14 protein-coding genes are annotated in these 21,076 nt (G+C 36.0%); 6 read left to right on the forward strand and 8 right to left on the reverse strand.

Annotation, left to right across the window (positions count from 1 at the left end; all coding sequences use genetic code 11):
* Window positions 1–171 precede the first annotated feature (171 nt).
* Together AsAng_RS08335 and AsAng_RS08340 are read left to right on the forward strand one after the other, a co-directional pair.
* Window positions 172–1,191, forward strand: a complete 1,020-nt coding sequence (locus tag AsAng_RS08335; RefSeq protein ID WP_264792310.1) for a threonine aldolase family protein — start codon at window positions 172–174, stop codon at window positions 1,189–1,191.
* A gap of 239 nt (window positions 1,192–1,430) precedes the next feature.
* The gene (locus AsAng_RS08340) at window positions 1,431–1,610 is read left to right on the forward strand and encodes a hypothetical protein (protein WP_264792311.1); all 180 of its coding nucleotides are present in this window, start codon (window positions 1,431–1,433) and stop codon (window positions 1,608–1,610) included.
* A 91-nt stretch (window positions 1,611–1,701) separates the two neighbouring features.
* On the opposite strand, the gene AsAng_RS08345 is transcribed toward AsAng_RS08340, so the two are convergent.
* Window positions 1,702–3,723, reverse strand: coding sequence for an NADPH-dependent 2,4-dienoyl-CoA reductase (locus AsAng_RS08345; RefSeq protein WP_264792312.1), 2,022 nt, complete (start codon window positions 3,721–3,723; stop codon window positions 1,702–1,704).
* Window positions 3,724–4,311: 588 nt separating this feature from the next.
* Between AsAng_RS08345 and AsAng_RS08350 the strand changes: the two genes are divergently transcribed.
* Window positions 4,312–6,480, forward strand: coding sequence for a T9SS type A sorting domain-containing protein (locus AsAng_RS08350; RefSeq protein WP_264792313.1), 2,169 nt, complete (start codon window positions 4,312–4,314; stop codon window positions 6,478–6,480).
* A gap of 74 nt (window positions 6,481–6,554) precedes the next feature.
* Here AsAng_RS08350 and AsAng_RS08355 read toward each other — a convergent pair whose 3' ends face one another.
* A complete protein-coding gene (locus AsAng_RS08355; protein ID WP_264792314.1) occupies window positions 6,555–9,095 on the reverse strand; it encodes a T9SS type A sorting domain-containing protein in 2,541 nt (846 codons plus the stop codon).
* Window positions 9,096–9,788: 693 nt separating this feature from the next.
* Here AsAng_RS08355 and AsAng_RS08360 point away from each other — a divergent pair.
* A complete protein-coding gene (locus AsAng_RS08360) occupies window positions 9,789–10,061 on the forward strand; it encodes a DUF1294 domain-containing protein (RefSeq protein ID WP_264792315.1) in 273 nt (90 codons plus the stop codon).
* Here the strand turns inward: AsAng_RS08360 and AsAng_RS08365 are convergent, their stop codons facing one another.
* The 4 genes from AsAng_RS08365 to AsAng_RS08380 form a co-directional block, all read right to left on the reverse strand.
* On the reverse strand, window positions 10,062–10,994 hold the full coding sequence (locus AsAng_RS08365; protein WP_264792316.1) for a hypothetical protein: 933 nt from the start codon (window positions 10,992–10,994) through the stop codon (window positions 10,062–10,064). It lies immediately after the preceding gene.
* Between the two features lie 27 nt (window positions 10,995–11,021).
* Window positions 11,022–11,708: a TetR/AcrR family transcriptional regulator gene (locus tag AsAng_RS08370; RefSeq protein WP_264792317.1), complete on the reverse strand. Its 687-nt coding sequence runs from the start codon at window positions 11,706–11,708 to the stop codon at window positions 11,022–11,024.
* A gap of 170 nt (window positions 11,709–11,878) precedes the next feature.
* Window positions 11,879–12,502, reverse strand: a complete 624-nt coding sequence (locus AsAng_RS08375) for a ribonuclease H family protein (RefSeq protein WP_264792318.1) — start codon at window positions 12,500–12,502, stop codon at window positions 11,879–11,881.
* A gap of 115 nt (window positions 12,503–12,617) precedes the next feature.
* Complete coding sequence (locus tag AsAng_RS08380; RefSeq protein ID WP_264792319.1) at window positions 12,618–14,024, reverse strand: hypothetical protein; 1,407 nt, start codon at window positions 14,022–14,024, stop codon at window positions 12,618–12,620.
* Window positions 14,025–14,226: 202 nt separating this feature from the next.
* Between AsAng_RS08380 and AsAng_RS08385 the strand changes: the two genes are divergently transcribed.
* Window positions 14,227–17,403: a DUF7619 domain-containing protein gene (locus AsAng_RS08385; RefSeq protein WP_264792320.1), complete on the forward strand. Its 3,177-nt coding sequence runs from the start codon at window positions 14,227–14,229 to the stop codon at window positions 17,401–17,403.
* A gap of 157 nt (window positions 17,404–17,560) precedes the next feature.
* On the opposite strand, the gene AsAng_RS08390 is transcribed toward AsAng_RS08385, so the two are convergent.
* Both AsAng_RS08390 and AsAng_RS08395 read right to left on the reverse strand, forming a co-directional pair.
* Window positions 17,561–18,181 carry a hypothetical protein gene (locus tag AsAng_RS08390; protein WP_264792321.1) on the reverse strand — a complete coding sequence of 207 codons (621 nt, stop codon included), beginning with the start codon at window positions 18,179–18,181 and terminating at the stop codon, window positions 17,561–17,563.
* Window positions 18,182–18,376: 195 nt separating this feature from the next.
* Entirely contained in the window at window positions 18,377–19,189 is an 813-nt protein-coding gene (locus tag AsAng_RS08395) for a helix-turn-helix domain-containing protein (protein WP_264792322.1), read from the reverse strand.
* 417 nt (window positions 19,190–19,606) lie between these two features.
* Here AsAng_RS08395 and AsAng_RS08400 point away from each other — a divergent pair, with 417 nt between their 5' ends.
* Window positions 19,607–20,848 (forward strand): vWA domain-containing protein, encoded by a 1,242-nt coding sequence (locus AsAng_RS08400; RefSeq protein WP_264792323.1) that lies wholly within the window; start codon window positions 19,607–19,609, stop codon window positions 20,846–20,848.
* Window positions 20,849–21,076 lie beyond the last annotated feature (228 nt).

The following is a 21,076-nucleotide window of genomic DNA, read 5'->3' on the forward strand; positions in this document are numbered from 1 at the left end:
ATATGAGTTTTTTATAAACAAAACGAGGAAATAGAACAATTTGTAGGTTTCTTGGTTGTTTAGAATTTTATTTTTTATAAAGTAGAGAAAGAGGACGCAAGAATCATAGGAATTATTTTTTAGTTTTATGCTCGCTGTCTGGCAAAAATAAAAACTTAAATAGAAAAACAAATGATTGTAGATTTACGAAGCGATACGGTTACACAACCAACACTAGCTATGAAAACGGCTATGTTTGAAGCTCCCTTGGGAGATGATGTCTTTGGGGATGATCCTTCTGTTAATGAGTTAGAGCGCTTTTCGGCTGCTTTATTTGGAATGGAGGCTGCTGTATATTGCCCCTCAGGGACGATGACAAACCAAATTGCCATCAAAATTAATAGCAATGCACCTGGCGAAATTATTTGTGACCAATTAGCTCATATCTATAAATATGAAGGTGGAGGGATTGGTTTTAATGCTGGTTTAGCAAGCCACTTATTGGCTGGTGATAAGGGGCGTTTGAGTGCCGAACAAATTGAAGCCGCAATACAGCCAGATGATCCTCATTTTCCCGAAACACAGGTCGTAAGTTTGGAAAATACTTGCAATAAAGGAGGTGGTTCAATTTATGACTTGGAAGAAATCAAAAAAATAAGCACTTTATGCAAGAATAGAGGGCTAAAATTGCATTTGGATGGGGCAAGGGTTTTTAACGCCATTGTAGAAGCAGATTATGGGGCAAAAGATTTGGGAGCGCAATTTGATACCATTTCAGTCTGTTTATCGAAGGGCTTGGGGGCTCCTGTGGGTTCCGTTTTATTGGGGAGTCAAAGGGCTATAAAGAAGGCTAGACGGATTCGGAAATTGTTTGGTGGTGGAATGAGGCAGGCAGGTATTTTAGCTGCTGCTGGTACATTTGCCTTAAAAAATAACATTGAACGGTTGAAAGAGGATCATGCCAAGGCAAAAATACTAGGCAATACCTTAGAGAATTGTTCTTATGTCAAGCGAGTGTTGCCAGTATATACCAATATTGTAGTTTTTGAAGTACAAGACCACCTGTCGCATACTGCTATTATAGAGCAACTCAATCAAGAACAGATCAAAACCGTTGCTTTTGGCCCACAGCAAATACGTTTGGTAACGCATCTAAATTTTACAGAAAAAATGTTGGAAAAAACAATAACAGTATTAGATAAATTAAAATAAAAACAAAGTATAATGTTCTATTTATAATCCTTTAAAATGGCTGAATAATAGAGACCTTATAACCGTTTTTTACCCTCTAATGCCCTAAAAATGGACTTTTAAGGCAATTTTTTTAAAAAAAAGTGTGTGTGCTTTGGATATTTTAGATGTTATTGTACATTTGCTTTCCTCCGAAAAGGATTTTTATTAAAAACACCTTTGTAATATCACTATATTACAAAAAAAACAAAGAAACTGTAATGGACAAATTTAATGAATTAAAAGGTATCGTAGATGCTTTGGAAGCTGACTTTGGAAAATTCTATAATGATAACAACAATGCAGCTGGTACTCGTGTACGTAAAGGTATGCAAGAATTGAAAACGCTTGCTCAAAATATCCGTCTTGAAGTTCAGGAAATCAAAAACAAAGCAAAATAAGCTTCGTTTTATTACATATATTGTAATACCAAAAAAAACAGTTTACAGCTCAATGCTGTAAACTGTTTTTTTTTGAATTTATCAAGCATTATTAAATCTGGGCCGCTAAACGAGCACCTTGATTGATGGCTCTTTTGGCATCTAATTCAGAAGCAACATCTGCTCCGCCAATTAAATGAACGGTAACTCCTGCATCCAACAAAGGTTGTTGTAGGGCTCTTAGAGGAACTTGCCCTGCACAGATAATAACGTGGTCAACCTCTAAAATTTGAGGCTTATCATCAATACTTAGATGCAGACCTTGATCGTCAATTTTGTGATAACTAATCCCATTGAGCATGGTTACTTTTTTCTTTTTGAGACTTGCTCTATGACCAAACCCTGTTGTTTTACCCAATCCTCCTCCAACTTTGGTTTTCTTGCGTTGCAGTAAATAGATTTCTCTAGGAGAAGGGTGTAACTTAGGTTGCTCTAATAAGCCTGCACGGTTCTTTATGGCCATGTCAACGCCCCATTCTTCCATATAAGCAGGAATATCGACACTAGAAGAAACGCCTTCATGAGAAAGATATTCTGCTACGTCAAAGCCAATTCCACCTGCTCCAATAATGGCAACTCTTTTTCCTACCGCTTTTTTGTCTCTTAATACTTCTATATAAGTTAGTGCCTTAGGATGATCCTCGCCTTCTAGGTTAATGACCCTTGGAAGAATACCCGTAGCTAAAATTACTTCATCAAATTTTCCTATTAAGTCATTGGCGGCTACTTTGGTATTTAATAGGAGCTGAACGCCTGTCAATTCAATTTGCCGTTTAAAATATCGAATCGTTTCATAGAACTCTTCTTTTCCTGGAACTTGTTTGGCCATGTTAAATTGTCCACCAATTTCATGACTAGCATCAAATAAAGTGACCTCATGTCCACGGCGAGCGGCAATGGTAGCAGCAGAAAGCCCCGCAGGGCCAGCACCAACCACAGCAATTCGTTTTTTATTTTGAGTAGGGAGATAATTTAATTCTGTTTCATGTCCAGCACGAGGATTCACCAAACAAGAAACTTTCTTTTGCTCAAAAACATGATCTAAGCAAGCTTGATTACAGGCAATGCAAGTATTGATTTCATCCTCACGCCCTTCCATTGCTTTGAGAACCAATTCGGGATCTGCCAAAAATGGACGAGCCATAGAAACCATGTCCGCTTTACCTTCTTCCAAGATTTTCTCGGCTACCTGAGGCATATTGATTCTGTTGGTTGCAATTAGAGGAATACTTACTTCCCCTTTCATTTTTTCGGTAACCCAAGCAAAAGCTGCTCTGGGGACCCTAGTAGATATAGTGGGGACTCGTGCTTCATGCCAACCAATGCCTGTATTAATGATTGTAACACCAGCTTTTTCCAGTTCTTTTGCCAACTGCACAATCTCATCCCAAGTTGATCCACCTTCCACCAAATCAAGCATAGATAAACGGAAAATAATAATGAAGTTCTTGCCTACACGAGCTCTTGTTTTTCGTACAATTTCTAAGGCAAAACGGATGCGATTTTCATAGCTGCCTCCCCATTTATCGGTTCGTTTATTGGTTCGAGCAGCAATAAATTGATTGATTAAATAACCTTCTGACCCCATAATTTCAACTCCATCATAACCTGCTTGCTGGGCTAGATAAGCAGAGTTGGCATAATCGTTAATCGTCCAATTAATCATAAAACTGGGCAACTTCCAGGCCTTAAACATAGAAATAGGCGACTTGCTCGCTGACGGAGATACACAATAGGGCACATAGGCGTAGCGACCTGCATGTAAAATCTGCATGCAAATTTTACCCCCTTCTTTGTGAACAGCATCCGTAACCACCTTATGTTTGGCTATTTGTGATTTTTTAGTCAACTGAGCAGCAAAAGGTTTAACAACTCCCGCTCTATTAGGAGAAATCCCACCTGTAACAATAAGACCAACTTGACCTCTAGCACGCTCTGCAAAATAAGCAGCGAGTATTTTGGGGTCACCTTCTTCTAGACCTGTATGCATAGAGCCCATTAGAACTCTATTCTTTAATGTTGTAAATCCTAAATCCAATGGAGCTAAGAGATGTGGATATTTTTCGTGAGTCATAACTTAAAGTTAAAAATTGATTGATGCAACAATATAAATAATTTAGTTTAATCAAACGATTGTTTGGTAAAAAAGATCCAACTACTTTTGGAAGTTATGGTGAATTCAAAGCGGTTTGAATAAATAATGGGCAAATCTGTTTAAGTGTTAACTGGTGAATAGATAATTAGTTTTAAATCAATTGAGTATTGAGAATATTAAGAATATGTTAGCATTTTTTGATATACTATTGTAAATTTATAAAAACAAGTCAAAAAAGATCTCATTTATAAAACCATTTTATTAAAGTTAAGACTCTGTGGTTTTGTTTTAAAAAGCTAAGCCAAAAAATATTTTGTGTTTTTATGATTGTTAGTGAAGTTGTTTAAAAATGGAGTTTTGTTAATAATGAGTACTAATTTTTAGATAAACAAGGCAAAAATTAGCTTCGCTGCTACTTCGTGGTTTCTTCATAGCAGCGCTATGGAGCAAATTTTTAACGCAGAGTAGCTAGAAATTAGCTTTCATTAGTGATTTAAGGCTATTCTTAAACAACTTCAGTTAGATGCAACGGAATTGCAGAGCGATAACAGTGCAAATTTTATTATTATGAAAAAACAAGTATTGTTGCAATGTACAGCATTGCTCTTAGGTTTTTTATGGTCAACTCAAACTTTAAATGCACAAACAAAATTGTGGGGCGTAGGGGCTGCAAGTGGTCAAGCAGAAGCCGAATTCCAAACCAATTTTGTGCAATCGACTTCATCTAGTAACTATTCAGCTACCCAATGGACAGCATTATCAATCAATGAAAGCAGTGGAGCCGTTACCCCTGGAAATGCATTTTGGACAAGAAGCTTAACAGGGTTGTCGCAAGGAGGATACGCAGGCAGTATGTCTGTCGCTAATTCTCCAACACAGGCGAATGGTCTGGCTATTTTTGATTCTAATTTTTTGGATGATGGAGGCGTTGCAGGAGCAGGAGGAACGGGAACCTCGCCAGCTTACCACAAGGGCGAATTGATTTCACCTAGGATTGATTTGTCAGGAGCGACAGATTCTGCTCTATTGGTGCGTTTCTATTCTTACAATAGATTAAAAAGTTCAGCCGACTTATCCATTTCTATCTCTGTTGATGATGGAGTGTCTTGGGCAACTACATTGGACATCAAAACGCTTCAGCCCACAGGATCTAGTTCGTCTATACAGGGAATGGTTACCGCAATGTTTCCCAATGCTACTGCTGGAATTGCAAACTTGACACAGTGTCGTCTTAAATTTACATTTGATGGACGGTACTATTATGCTATGATTGATGATATTACAATTGAGATGGCACCAGAGTACGATATTGCCATTGGGCTTCCAGATGCAGGAGGATCGACTTATTTTAGTGTTGGAAATATGGTGAGAATAGGGAATAATGCCCATAATCCACTGGTCAATTTGGATGCTACCAATTTAAATGAATGGCTTTGGGGAGCAAAAGTAGTGAATAATGGCTGGAAAGATATTTTGCCTGGAGATGCTCCAAGACTGAAATGTTCAATTGATTATACACACCCAACGACTGGGGCACAGACTACAGGGGTATATCTGGATACAATTGTAGCTGTTACCGATTCTATTCCTGCAAATGATAATGAGGGGATTGGTTTGGTCGATTACCTACGAGATATTAATTTTATTATGACCCATGGTGTTGGGCGTTATGATGTTACTTATTGGGTAGAGCATAACAATATAGATGGCTCCCCAGAAAATGACACCATTAAACATACCTTTTTTATAACAGATGATGCTAATGGGACGACTTCGCATTACATTTCTAAAGCTAGAGTTTCTAGCTCAGACGGTAGGGTATATGCTCGAAGTTCTATCTTTCCAGGCGGCTCTCCACATTCAGCTTTTGAGTATGGGTCTGTTTTCTATTTTCCCAAGGGGATGACCGATTCAATCGGAATTGATTCAATTGATTTTCGTTATTATGTGCCTAGTAATTTTTCTGGAAATGCAAGTCAGACCTTATTTGCCAATGTTTATCACTATGTAGATGGATCTAATGGAGGGGCAGCCAACGGAGCAGTAGTAGGTGATGAATTAACACAAGTAGGGATTGCACCACTTACCTTGACAGGTCTGGGGACAACTGTTGCCAATGGAAGTTATGGCTTGGCTACCTTCCGTAATTTTGTAGATGCTTCTACGGGTGGTACTATGCAGCCATTTGTAGATGGAGGCTTCTATTACATTTCTATTTTAAATCAACCGTCTTTATCAGGGGGACCCGCAACTTTTGGTTATAATGATGTGATTATTCATGGGGTGGATCGACTTAATTATGCAATGAACATTGGAACTAGAACCAGTGCTGTTCCCGTTTCTCCTTCTGCAATGAGACGGATAGACGTAGGAGGAACAGATCATTGGTTTTCTGGTTTTACAGGATTTGATGAGGTACCTTCTATTGGGGTGCATTTGAGTGCGTCTCCTTTGTATTCTGGATGGTCAACCATTTTGGAAGCGGATAATGCCGTACTAAGTATTTATCCTAATCCAGCTAATAATCATTTGAATATAGAGGTAGAATTTGATGGTCTTGTAGATGTTCAATATATTATTACTGATGTATCAGGACGAGTAGTGTATTTAAATAAGAGCAAACAAGTAAGTGCAGAAATTCATACTGTAGATGTGAGTAACTTGTCGATGGGAGTATATTTTATTACAGCTGAAACAGCCCAAGGCGTTTCTACCAAACGTTTTATTAAACAATAGAATTTTTTGCGTTAAAGATTTTAAAATTTGAAGATGTTACCCATCTTCAAATTTTAAAATCAATTACTTATCGTTTAGCGAATAACTTGAATCCTGTTGTTATAAACTCCTCGATCCGTTTGTATAGACAAGAAATAAACACCAACAGCAAGTTGTTCTGTAGAGATCGAATTTTCATAAAAATCATCACTCTGAATAGTCTCAATCAGTTGTCCTGTTGCTGTAAATAAGCGGATGGTTGAGATTTTTGCCTGCTTACTTCTTATGTTTAGTAACCCATCTGTAGGATTAGGATATAGGCGAATATCTAAGTTGTTGCTTAGTTTTGTAATGCTCAGTGGACGACTTACAGAAACGGTTCCCGTTTGAGGATTTGTTCCTACTTCAGTATTGTAATGCGTAATTAATCGAACATTTGAAATCGTAAATGAAGTAAGCACCGTGTCGGTATTAACAATTCTACCTATGAAAACATCATCTTTGATGGTAAAAGAAACTGTTCCTAGTGCACCAAAACCATGTGCTGGAGTTTTATCCGTTCTAGAAAGTGCTACTTCCAGTCGCCCTGTACGATCAAAGTTTTTAGATATACTAATTAAATTATTTCCCAACCAAGAGTTGTTAAAGCTTGAAGCTACTGAACTAGCATCTATATAATCTGGGTTATAATTTATGGTAAAGGCAACTCCATAAGCATTATCAAGTGAATCCGTTACATCTCCCAATATAATGGGAGCAACAAGCGTATCACCAGGTTGCCCAACTGTGTTTTGTACAAAGAAAGGAGTTGGTCCAATTAGAGAATTGGAAGCAGAACGGAAATAAGATTGACCATAATTTTGGCTAATTGGTAATATATCTGAAGAATCTATACTACCATCTCCATTACAATCAATGTGTTTTCTATTCGGAAGCCCCAAAGCAGGTGAAGCCAACCAGTTTGGTCCTGTAACAGGTGCCCAATTGCTACTTGTTCCTGCTCTAGCAGGTCCCGTATCTCCATAGTATAAACCAATAGGAAGAAGGTCAAAATTATTGGCAATTGTGTTGTCATCTGCATCCCCTGGCCAAACACAGCCATCAATGCCAATTACAATAATACTACTAACACTATTCCCCGCAGCATCGTCTACTGTGAAGGTATAACTTCCCGCACAGAGATTGGTTGGAGACGTTCCTAAGATAGTTGTATCACTCCAAGTTGTTGTATAAGGAGGAACACCACCTGTTATGTTTATATTGGCAGTACCAGTACAGCTAATCGAATCGCAGCTAGCACTTGGACTGGTCGTAACTACTAATGATATATTTCCTGAACTACAAGGACCTTGTGTCCAAGATGTGACACCATATTGATAAGCAGCTATACAGGCATTGATGTAAGTAACGCTATCGCAACCACAAACAGGGGCATAAACAGAGGGACATAACAAGCTTGAGTCAATGGAATTGGAATCTATACAGCCCGTTCCTTGACAACCCACTATGACCGTTGCGGTGTGGATATTCCCTGTACCATCACTAACTGAAAGCATGTAGTTTTGATTGGGGCAAAGATCGTTTCTGGTACTAAGCGTAGAACCATCACTCCAAAGGTAGGCGGTAGCAGGTCCTATTGCAGTGAGGCTATCTACAAACCATATAAAGGAATAGGAACCATCACAAGTGTTACAACTAGAAGCATCTGCTGTATTGCCATGAAGCCCATTGGTGTTGCCAATAGAACCATTACACGTACCTGTACTGTCCATTACTTGAATCAAAACAGAGCAAGTATCTGGTATTTGTTGTGCTGAATCGATGAATAGCAAGGTTAAATAATGATAGCCCAAATCTTGACAGTTGAATTGATAGGAACTAGAAAAGTTGTTAAATTGATCAATAATATAGGCTTGTGTCTTAGTAGAATCAATCGGTGCATTGCTCAAATCTTGAGGAAAAACTGTCGCAAGACCATTGTTATCTAAATATACATCCAAAGATTGAAAACAAGAAGCTACTTGAGGAGGAGTAGCACCTGTACAACCTATATTAAGGCTAATAGAATTGCTGAGCCCAGAAAGGGTATCCGTTACGACTACGGTATAAATACCAGGGCAGAGATTGGTTCTTTGGTGTCTGCTACTGTCTATTCCTGTGACACCATCACTCCAATTGAAGGTATAAGCCGAACTATTGGGGTTACTAACTTCTACATAGGCAGCTCCGTCGCAGCTATCGCAACTAGATGGCGTTTGAAAAGTTGAATCAATCAGCACAAAAGTAGCTACATTAGCTACTTTTCCACAAGTTATATTAATGGTATTACTGTAAGTGTTTTGGCTGCCATCAAGTACCTGAATGACATGGATGCCATTGGTTAAACTGGAGGCATTAAAACTAACTGACCCTAGAGAATTGTTGTTGAAGTTAAGCCCTCCAACAGAAAAAAGATAGGGAGGATTAAGGCTGGTAATATTGTTTAAGCTATCGTATAGGCTAATTGTTAGCGTACAATTGCTGTCAACACTAGAGGTTACAGATAGGGTTTGCGCTTGGATAGGGGACCAAAGTCCAACCCAGAGGAAGGAGACAAATGTTAAATATAGGATTCGTAAACTGATATTTTTTGTCATTGTAATGTAGGTTTCTACTATGTATTTTGAAATGGTGTGAATAAAGATAATTATTAGATAAATGTTTCTATAAACCAAAAAATAATTAACCTAGAAAAAACATAGAATTCTTATTTATAAATTGAAGTATTTTTTTCTGCAAACGTTTTAGTCCTTCTTAGATAACCAAAAGCTTTAAATAATTTTAGCTCTAATTTTATTGGGCTTTGGAATACTACAAATATGCAATGAGTTTATATTTTATTCAAGTACAAAAAAAAGCTTTTCTTTGTTGAATGGTGTTTTATTATATTTGTAAAGTTCTTTTTGTGAGGTGATTTTGTTTTGATTTGTGTTGTAGAACTTTTTTGTTATTTGCGAAGTGTTTCACGTTAATGCTTGCTTTTTTTTATTTAAAAAAGGAGAGAATCGATTAATATTACTGAAATCGTAATATTTTTTAATGAACATGTAATAATTGATTTGCTTATTTAGTTAGAGTTATGTTCTATCGATAAAATTAATACAAATTAGCAAATTTGACAGGACTATCTACAGAAAAATAGTTATCACAAGAAAAGATTAAGTAATTGCGAAGTTGATAACAATCTTTAGAAGATGTTTTTATTTTTTAGGCAAGAATCTTGGATTGCAAAAAGTATTTTTAGATCTTGTTTTCAACAAAAAACAGAGACAGCTTCTAATGGTATAAAAATGACAGAACTACTTTATATATGGCTTTGGGTTGGTATTTTATCGTTATATACCTTTCTTAGGATGGGTTGGGACAAACGACAAGCAGGACAGGGGGCTTGGCGGACTTCTGAAATGCATTTTTTTGTAACCGCAATATTGGGAGGAAGTGTGGGTATTTTGTTAGGAATGCAAATTTGGCGACACAAAACACAAAAATGGAACTTTAAAATTCCTATTTATATCATTATTTCCATTCAGTTGAGTTTACTGTATTGGTATTGGTTTACCTAGTTACTTAAATACATCTAAGATTTCGCAGGTAGCTCTTATCATTTCAGAACGATCTTTTAAACAAGATTTCTTAATTTTTTTAGAAGTGGTTGTATTTACCTCAGTGCAAACACAGAAACGTATGGCTTCTAGATCGGCTGCCAATAAATCAAGCATTTGTTTATCAGAAATGGGAAGCAAGGCAATCAGGGCTCCTAAGCGTATATGTACAGGTTTTTGTTGGTTGTTATAAACCTCTTTTGCTTCTAGGTGTTGTTTGGCCAATTGGCGGTCTATGTCGTGATCTTCTAAGTTAAACTTAATGTCGATTGTTGCTTTAGAATTATTATAGCTACATTTCCAAAGTTCGTAAGTGCCCTTATATTGTCGATTAGCAACATGTAGATTTTGCCCTTTATCATTAAGAATGTTTTTAATAATAAGTTGCTGTTCTGTAATGGTCTTTATGGTATACTCTGGATGAAGTTGGGTACTGCTTAAGTATTTGGAGTTGAATTTAAGGTGATTGACAAAATAAGACCAAAGACAAACCTCTTTAAATTCCTCTATCAAAACCTGATTCCCTGGATATTTTTGCATGGCATCCCAAGCAACCGCATAGGCTGTTTCAAAATCTAACTGACGCAAATGAGCTCGAATTAATTTGTCCCAAGCAGCCAATTGTGGTTTAGAGCTATTCTTGATGCAAGTTTGATAATAAAAAATGGCAGAATCTCTTTTTTCTTCCAAATCATAAGCTAATGCTAGCCAATAGCAGCAAAGAGGGCGAGGCATTTCAGAATAAACAGCAAGCAAATAAGGTTTAGCCTCTAGATATAGATTTTTATTGCAAAGTTCCTTAGCCTGATTCCATGCTGTTCGAGTGGCATCACTTTGGGCATTGGAACAGAACATATAAAATAGTAAAAAAAAACAAGCTAAAAATATTCTCATTATCTATATGATTTATAGCTAAAAGAATCAATGATTCTGAACATTAGCAATAGAAGAAAAAGCGAAGTGTTCTAATAAGCGCTTGATATCTTCTAAATCTCCTTGATTGATTTTAACATCTGTTAGAGCAGGCAAATGCTGCGCAAAATAAATATTATTGTTCGCCATTTCAATGAGTGTTGACGAAAGGGCTTTGGGATAAGGGTAAGCAGGGTTTTTTTCAAGAATAATTTTGGCAATACATTCACAAAGGACCTTGTAGTTGGCAAAATAGCCATCTTTGTTTTCCTTGTCAACCAATTTGGTGTGATAAGCCTTGCTGGACTCAGCAACAACGATGCTGTGGAGTAAATTTTCATCAACATACCCGATTGCAGGGTTTTTTTGAGAAGATTCTACCAGAACAGAAAGTGCAATTTTGAGTCGTTTATCTACATCCTCGATATTCATGGTATTAAAATCAATCTGGAATTTCATCCACTCCCAATACCAAGATACCAAATAAATGAGGAGTTTGTGTTTGTTTTTGAAGTATCTGTAAATAGAAGCTTCCGTTGAGTCAATTTGTGTTGCTAATTTTTTGAACGTAAATTTTTCAAAACCAAGGTCATCAATGAGAATTATGCTATGCTCAATAATTCTTTTGCCCAATTTTGTTTCTTGAGGATCTCTAAGATAGAGATTTGGATTTAGTTGGATTTGTATAGCAATCATAAATTTATGTGGAAATTTCTTTAAACAGACGAAACTACATTTTGTGTTTATCCAAAAACAGAATTTGATATTCTTTGTTAATAAAAGCCAAAGATAGTAAAAAAAAGGAAAAACAATTAAATACTGAGATAGTGACTTATCCTATTAATAAGGATAAAATGCTATAAACTTTATTTTCTACCAAAATCTGCAGGAATTTCTCCCCAGGCTTTGGTTTCCCATTTCAGGATTTCCGTTTCAAAACTATTATTTTTGAGCCATTTTTCAGCACGAGCAATTAAGGTAAAAATAGGCGCATTGGCTTTGGTCTTGGCTACTTTAGTACGGCATTTTTTGGCTTTGATCCACCCCATAGCAATTTTAGAGTCGGTATAAATGGGCAAATTGCTCTTGTGTTGTTGAAGAAAAGCTAGCCCATGTACCAGCGCCAAGAATTCTCCAATATTATTGGTTCCTTGTTGGAGTGGACCAAGGTGAAATAAGCGTTTTCCAGTGCTAGTGTCTACCCCTTGATATTCCATTAGTCCAGGGTTGCCACTACAGGCAGCATCAACAGCGATGCTTTTCCAAGTAGGAGTACCTGCTAGACTCGGATCTATTTTTTTCTTTTTGGTTGGTGTAATTGCATCAAAATAATTGCCTGCAAAAGCATCTTCAGCCTCTCTTAAAGAGGCAAAGGATTTGTATTTAGCCCCAGCATAACCTTTGATGTGTTTTTGACACTCTTTCCAGGTTTTAAAAATACCCGTTTCATTTCCTTCCCAAATAACGTAAAACTTTGTTTTTTTTGCCATTGCTTTTTTGCTATTACTTTTGATGATTGGATCGATGTCTCAAAGATATTTATTTTTGATGAAAAAAACTTGGGATGGACTAGGAGTTGTTGTTTACATGAAGGATAAGTATTGCTTATCCAGTTGTGATTTTTGCAATTTGTTTTAAAAACCAGTCTCGTTCTGTTAAGGGAGTTAAGGTTTCGATTTCTTTTTTTAGAAGCTCCTGCGCTTTTTTGTCATAAGAGGGGGTGTCAATCATCTTTTGGATTAAATAAATTATATTCTGATATACTTTTTTGTGATAAGCTATAATTGAATTGCGTTGCAAATAACGTGTAAAACTGCCCAATAAAGCTTCTAAAGCATCAATGCTTTTTTCTTCGTAATAAATTTCTAATAACATAGTTTTGGCATCTAAGTTTAGAAAAATATCATCGTATTCTATTTGTTGCAATAGCTGTTGGGCTTCATAATATTTCTTTTTATTAAAATATAATTTTGCAGTTGTGTAATGAACATAATTGGCTTTGTAGGCTGTCGGCAAATAGTTGGCGTAGTTTTTTATAAATTGGGCAACCCAATCAAATTCTTTTAATTTTAATCCTGCTGAAGTAATGTTTAAATAAGTAAAGCGACTGAGCTTTTTATGGTAGAGTAAGGCTCCTTGCTCTAAGCCCCACTTATACCATTCAAATACCTTTAGTTGGTATGCCTTTGCATCCATGTTGATTCGTTTAATGCAATAATTAATTAAAATTAATAACATTCCCCGTTTTTCAGAAGCGTTTAATTTATCATTGTTGACGAGAAACAACTGCTCTGCTTTTTGAAAGTAAGCTTCTTTATCTAACTGTATGAGTGCTTGGTAGGCGTTGTAATATAATTGTACAATAGGATGCTTGTTTTCTTGAGCGTGAATTAGCAAGCTGTCAAGCATAGGAATGCTATATTCTTGTTGCCGAACATTTCGATGCGTCATTGCAATGCAAGCATATTTTAAGGTTGCAATACTATAAAAATCGGTTAGGTGTTCAAATAATATTGGCAAATTAGTTTGAATGGTTCTTTGTTGGGTTCCGACCAACTCAAAAGCTTCTTTTTCTAATAGAAAATACTGTAAGGTTTCTTCTGCATTACTAAGTGGACTGTTTGCTTTTGTTGCTTTTAATTTTTGAAGTTCTTGAGTAGCCATTTGATCCAGTTGCCGATTCTTTAGGCTTTCAATGGTGCTCTTATTTAAATTAAATCCTTCTAAAACCAACAAATTATAGCCAATAAATTCTTTAAGAGATTTTAAAGCATAACTCATTAGTATATTTTGTTTTGCTTCATGATATAGTTCGTTGGGATATACAGCATTGAATACCCGTTTTTTTAGAACAGTAACTTTGGTTATTTTTCGTCTACTAGACAGGTAATCAAATAGTTTAACTACTTCTTGGTTTTGGTTGTGGATAGGAGAGTTTATCCAGCGTTTTAGCTGCCTTAGTTCAGCTTTATTAAGCGTTAAGTAGAGTTGAATGAGTCGGCTTTGTATCATGTTACAATAATACAAAACTTACCATAAAATCCCAATATTTTTTATTTTTTGTCGTTGTTCTTGCTATTCTATTATAGTATGTTTGTAATAGACAGTATCAGAAAAAGATGTTTTAGTAGGCATAGCATTTCATGAACTGTGTTTTGTGATAATGCCTATTAATTAATGATTGATCGAACAACCTTATTCCATAAAAATAAAGATGATGAAAGACATACTTAGGTTAATATTTAGTTTATGCATATTAGTTACTGGAAATTATCTATATGCCCAAGATATAGAGTGGGTTGCCCAATTTGGAGGTTCTTCCTATGACAAAGGCAATTCGATTGCTATGGATACTTTGGGAAATGTGTACACTGTAGGTTATTTTCGTGGAACAGTAGACTTTGATCCTAGTGCAGGAGTGCATAATCTTTCGGCTTTGGGAAACACCAGTGATATTTTTATTCAAAAATTAGACCCTTCTGGAAACCTAATTTGGGTAAAATCAATAGGAGGAAACCATGCAGATAGAGGATTGTCTATAGCAATTGACGCAGTAGGCGATGTGTATTTAACAGGTTTTGTAAGGGGAGCGGTAGATTTTGATCCAGGACCAGGTACAACAATACTTCCTGCTAGTAATTTAGTGGATTATTTTGTGCTAAAGCTAAATAGTAATGGCGATTTTTTATGGGCGAAATCAGCCGCTGCTCCATCTAGCAAGAGAGGGAATGACTTAACAATAGATCAAGATAACAATGTATTAATTACAGGGTATTTTCACGATACGGTAGACTTTAGTTTTGGAGCTGCTCCACTAGATTTGATTTCCAATGGCTCTGCGGATGTTTTTATCCAAAAAATAGACCCTAGTGGTCATGTGATTTGGGCGAAATCGTTTGGAGGAACTTATTTAGATTATACCTTCTCTATAACAACAGATACTTTAGGGAATGTATATACAACAGGTTATTTTAACGATACGGTAGATTTTGATCCAGGTCTAGGTACGGCAATAGATGCAGGAAAAGATGATATTTTTATTCAGAAATTGGATTCTGCGGGCAATTTTCTTTGGGTAAAAACAATGAAAAGGGCTTCGATAGGAGGGGTAACGAATATTGGTAAATCTATTGTTATAGATCAGGGAGGAAATATTTACAGCACTGGATTTTTTAGTGATACGGTAGATTTTGATCCAGGGGCAGGAATCACCAATATTCCAACACAAATTCAAGGAAAACTTTATGTTCAAAAATTGGACCCTTCTGGTAACTTGGCTTGGGTAAAAACATTAGAAGATGTGCCTAATTCTGGAGAAAGAGCGGAAGCTATTGCCGTTAATGAGTTAGGAGATGTTTATGTAACGGGGCATTTTTATGGCACCTCAGATTTTGACCCTGGATTTGGAATTCATGAATTAACCAGCAATGGTAGTGTGAATATTTTTGTATTAAAATTAGATGCTAGCGGTAATTTTCTTTGGACAAATTCTTTTGGCGGGCCTTTGCCCAATTCATCGATAGAAGGTGTTGATCTGTTAGTGGCTCCCACCAATCACCTTTATCTTACAGGAGAGGCCTCTTCGGTTGTATATTGGGAAACAGATACCTTAACTTCTAATGGATTATCGGACGCTTTTGTATTAAAGCTAAAAGATTTTACGAGCTATATTAAGGGCAATGTTTATTATGATACCAATCTTAACTGTAGCAAAAATATAGGCGAGCAAGAAATGGGTGGTTTTTTAATAGTAGCCACCAATACAAGCAGTAATTTAACCTATTATGGTACGACAGATGCCATGGGAAATTACTCCATTGCAGTAGACACAGGCAATTATACTGTTAATGCAGTTTTCTCTAATCCCTATTGGGGAGCCTGTAATAACCCTAGTTCTTTATTTGTGGATAGTCTCTATAGAAATTATGCCTTGGATTTTGGTTTGGAGGCCTTGATTGCTTGCCCAATGTTGCAAGTTGATATTGCAGCGCCTTTTTTGCGAAATACATCTTTTGGGAGTTTTTATAGTGTTTCTTATTGTAATAATGGAACTGTAGATGCTCTTAATGGGAGGGTTGAAGTAGAAATCGATACTTTATTGCAGGTATTGAGTACTAGTATACCCATTGCTAGTCAAAATGGCAATATTTATACCTTTGATTTGGACACGATTCCTTTTAATACCTGCGATGCTTTTCAAATACAAGTTTTAGCTGATTCTTCGGTCACTTTTGATCAAACGATTTGCTCTAAGGTTCATATCTATCCAGATTCAATATGTATTCCCAATTACTGGAATGGAGCGGTGATTTCTCCTGTTGCAGTTTGTGAAAATGACACGGTCTTTTTTAAACTATTTAATACAGGATTAGCTCCTTTTGGCGCAAAAGATTATTATGTTTTTGAAGATCATATTATTATGGATGTGGATAATAGTGGCGTTATTAATAATGGGGATTCTCTAGTTATTGCTGTTGCAGCAGATACAGGCAAAACTTATCGAATTATGATTCCGCAAGAATCGGGTTTTCCTGCTTTGCTTGGAGATAGCATCGCAACGATTGCAATAGAGGGCTGTGTTCCAGACTCAATGGGAATGTTTAGTACCAATTTTATGACACAATTTTCAAATGGAAGTAGCGTCCCTTTTACAGCAATTGATTGTCAACCAGCGATTGGGTCTTTTGATCCTAATGATAAATCTGCTCAACCAGTAGGTTATGGAACGCAGCATTATATTGAACAATATACCGCATTAGATTTTAAGATTAGATTTCAGAATACAGGAACAGATACGGCATTTAATGTCGTTATTAGAGATACTATTTCTGATTATTTAGATATAGAGCATATTCAAATGGGGGCGAGTAGTCATCCCTATTCTTGGAGAATTTATGGGCAAGGCATTTTGGAAATAACCTTTAGTAACATCGAACTCCCAGATAGCAATGTTAATGAATTGGCTTCCCACGGTTTTGTTCGGTATCGTATTGAGCAAAAAGCAGGCAATCCAATTGGTAGCATCATAAATAATACAGCGAGTATTTATTTTGATTACAATCTACCCATTGTAACCAATACAACTTGGCATGTTGTCGGTCAAGATTTTGTGCCGATTACGATTGCCATTGATAAAATATACCATTCGGAAATTGAAGTGAAGGTTTTTCCCAACCCCTTTAAGGCACAAAGTCAAATTTTTGTTGGTCAACATTTTGAAGCGCTTGAAATTTCGGTGTTTGATGTAATGGGACGAAACGTTCAGACAACAAAGGGAAGGGGGAACCAATTAATATTGCGCAGAGATAATTTGGAAGAAGGTCTTTACTTCTATCGTTTAGAAGGAGATGGAAAACGGATAACCACAGGGCGAATAATTATACATAATTAGTGAATTTTAGACCAATACATATAATTGAGTTCTTAGGGTAGAATTTTTATAAAAAAACCTCCATTTTATCAAAAACAAAGCCCAAAAAGGCTGTCAGAAATTGTTATTCTGGCAGCCTACTTAAAATATCCCTTATCCTGAATGGAGTGCTGTTGCTTTACTGTTTTTGAAATACAAAACGCTGGACATATTCTACAGGAATGGGACTGTAGCTTTGAGCGTCCCAACCAACAGCATAGCTATCTAGGATGATTTCATCCGATTTTAAACTAACTATTTTTAAACGGGAATATTGTGGCCCTCCACACCTTGCTGAAGGAGGGACAGGAGTAGAACAGTAAAGCTGTCCAATGTCCAAAAAGCGAGTTTGGCAATTAACCTTATACATTGCATGATAACATTCATGGGGAGTATTAGGGGTGTAATCTAGCAGATTAAACCCTGTAGGATCAACCCAATCTAATCGGATTTTTTCTTGAGTAAACCGTAGACTATCTGGCAGATATAAATACAACATATTAGGCGTTGTTGGATTGCCTTGAGCATCCAAAATAGAGGAAACTAGCCATGTTCCTTGTAATTTAAGATGGCATAAATTATCCTCCTCAGCTATCTGAGATAAACCATCTGTTGTGGTCAAGGCTAATTTGGAATGAAGAGGAGCTTGGTCTATTGTAGGGCTGTCATCATTTTTAGGGGTAAGAATTTCATTCGGTTGACAGCTAATCAGTGTGAATAAAATTGCAACTGTGCTGAAAAAATTAAATTTCCGTTTCATAAAAATTGTACTGTTTAAACGTTTAGAATAGATTACCGTACAAAGTTATGTGATTAGCAGGTTGTTGTAAATGCAAAAAGTTAGAATAGAGTTGCAAAAATAAAACTTATTAAGTTGACTGTTAGGTGTTTAGTGTTTTGATTTTTGCTTTACTTTCTTGTGTTTTTGTTTTACTCATTTAATGTTTTTGTGGGTTTAATATCTGAATTCTGACCTAAATTTACTAGGAGTACCTCCTAGATGTTTCTTAAAGAAGTTAGAAAAATGGGCAGGTTCTAAAAAGTCCAACTGATAAGCAATTTCCTTGACAGACATTTCACTGTGAACAATAAGTCGTTTGGCTTCTAGCAGCACTCGATTGATTAGGAATTTTTTAACAGACATTCCAGTTCGTTCTCGAACGATAGCATTTAGTTTGTTTAGAGAAATATTCATAGTCTGGGTATAATAATCCGCACTTTTTTCAATTAAATAATTCTTTTCTGCTAGTGTTAGAAAGGTATTAAAATGCTCATTATTGGGGTTGTTTTCGGATTGGCTGTCTATACGTTGGTGCTTTTTGAGGATGGATATATATAAATTTAGAACTGACAAAGCCGCAAATAACGAATCGTTTGAATTCGTGTTTTTATAAGATTCTAAAAACAAATAACTATTGGTTAATAAGGCTGCTTCCTCTTGGTTAATGGTAACTCCAACTTCAAAGTGTTGGTTATACTGAATAAAATTAAAGAAATTACTTAATAGCGGGTTGGAAGCAATTAGAAGCGGTTGAATCTTGATGACATAACCTTGAGAATCTTTAGAATGCTTGACTTGATGCAATTGGTGTGGAGCCACTAGCTGGATACTTGGTGGTTGTATATTGAATTCTTTAAAGTCAATTAGATGGGTGCCACTGCCAGCAAAAAAAAGAAATAATTCATAGTAAGTATGACGGTGGGGATCTAAATTACGTTCTTCTTTGCTTGTTTTTATCCGTACGATTTCGTAATGCTTAAACTCCAAAAGGTTATTGATTTAAAAGTTAATTAAGTGGAACATTTTATGAGTTGGGGGAGGTGAAGAAAAGTTTTTTTTAAGTTGTTAATGGCAAGTGTTGAAAAGTAAAGAATTACAGAAATAGTTATTTAATATGGATGTATTTTTGTAAGTTTATTCTCTGTTGGCATGAACCATAAAGTTTGCTTAACAACCCAAATTAGTTCTCACTAAGGTATAATAGTTTAGGAACAATTTTGTTGTAAAAAAAGCAAAAAAGCTTGCAAAAAAATATTAAAAAGCTTTTTAGTAAATCTAGAGGTAACATTTGCCAATTTAGAGTCATAGAGAGTTACCCAAACTATATTCTTTATTTTTACTTACTTATATATAAAGGTGTTAATAATAATTATCACGCTCCCATAAATAAACAATCATATCCTTATGAAAAGAATACACTACTTTGTATGTGGCATTGCTTTTTTTTCTTTAGCTAGTTGTTCTAGTTTTGAAATGCCAAATAATGAAATGGTCAACGATACTTATGAAATTACAACCTTAGTAGCCCGTGGGGATGGAGAAATTTCTATCGGAAACGACAATAATGGAGCTTCTATTTCACAAGAACATTTAGGGGCAGAAGCAGGGACACTTACAGCAGGAGAATGGAATGATCTAAGCAATTGGAACTTCTGGGAATCTTTGATGCAGAAAGAAATGTTTTTTGAGTATCAAAGTTATTGGCAGTTTTTTCCTACTCAGCGTTATTCTATTTTGATAGAAGATAAAGGTGGTTTGCCTGTTGCCGATTGTATGGTTAAGTTGTTGGGAGAAAATCAAGACATATTATGGGAGGCAAAAACTAGTAATGTCGGGGTTGCTGAATTATGGGCGCAGCCTTTTTCGGAAGAAAAAAATCTAAAAAACACAATTGTTATCTCTTACAACGGAAAAGAATATTCGCTGGATAAGCCAACGACTTATACAAGAGGAGTTAATAATTTTAAATTGCCCATTCGGGCTTCTATCCCTCAAAATAATGCAGATATTATGTTTGTGGTAGATGCAACGGGTTCAATGGAGGATGAAATTGCTTATCTAAAAAAAGAATTAGAGGATGTTGTGGCGCAAGTAAAAATAAACCAGCCCGATTTAACGCTACAAATAGGTTCTGTTTTTTATAGAGATCAAGGAGATGAATACATCACTAGATCGACAGATTTATCTGCAAATACAGACCTTGCAATTGATTTTATTAACCAACAATCAGCTGACGGTGGAGGAGATTACCCTGAAGCGGTTGATGCTGCGTTGATAGAAGCAATTGATGAACAGAAGTGGTCTAAATCAGCGAAAACTCGTATTGTGTTTTTGATGTTGGATGCACCTCCTCATCATGACAACAAAAGCCTTCGAAAATTACAAAAGATGATTCGAAAATCGGCAGCAAATGGTATTAAATTAATTCCTATTGCTTCTAGTGGAATTGACAAGGATACAGAATTTTTGATGCGTTTCTTTGCTTTGGCAACCAATGGGTCTTATGTTTTTATGACCGATCATAGTGGGGTCGGAAATGGGCATGTTGAACCTACAGTAGGAGAGTATAAAGTAGAATATTTGAATGAATTGTTGACTCGTATTATAACTCAATCGATTCAATCTCCTGGAGATTGGGTTGAATAGAAATACTATGAGTTTTTATATAAGTTTTTATAAAAAGAACAAATGTGTTAAGACAAGACGCATTTGTTCTTTTTTTTACCATAAGGGCATAAATTGGGGAAAAGTAATGCTGTGATTTAAAGTGTTAAGGGGTTGTTATCCATATTGTTAAGTAAGTGTTATTTCGTGTGGCTAATAAATGAAAATTTCAAATAGAAGCGTAAATTAAATGTTTTGAGAATTAACCTA

It is taken from the genome of Aureispira anguillae (assembly GCF_026000115.1).
Classification (GTDB): Bacteria; Bacteroidota; Bacteroidia; order Chitinophagales; family Saprospiraceae; genus Aureispira; species Aureispira anguillae.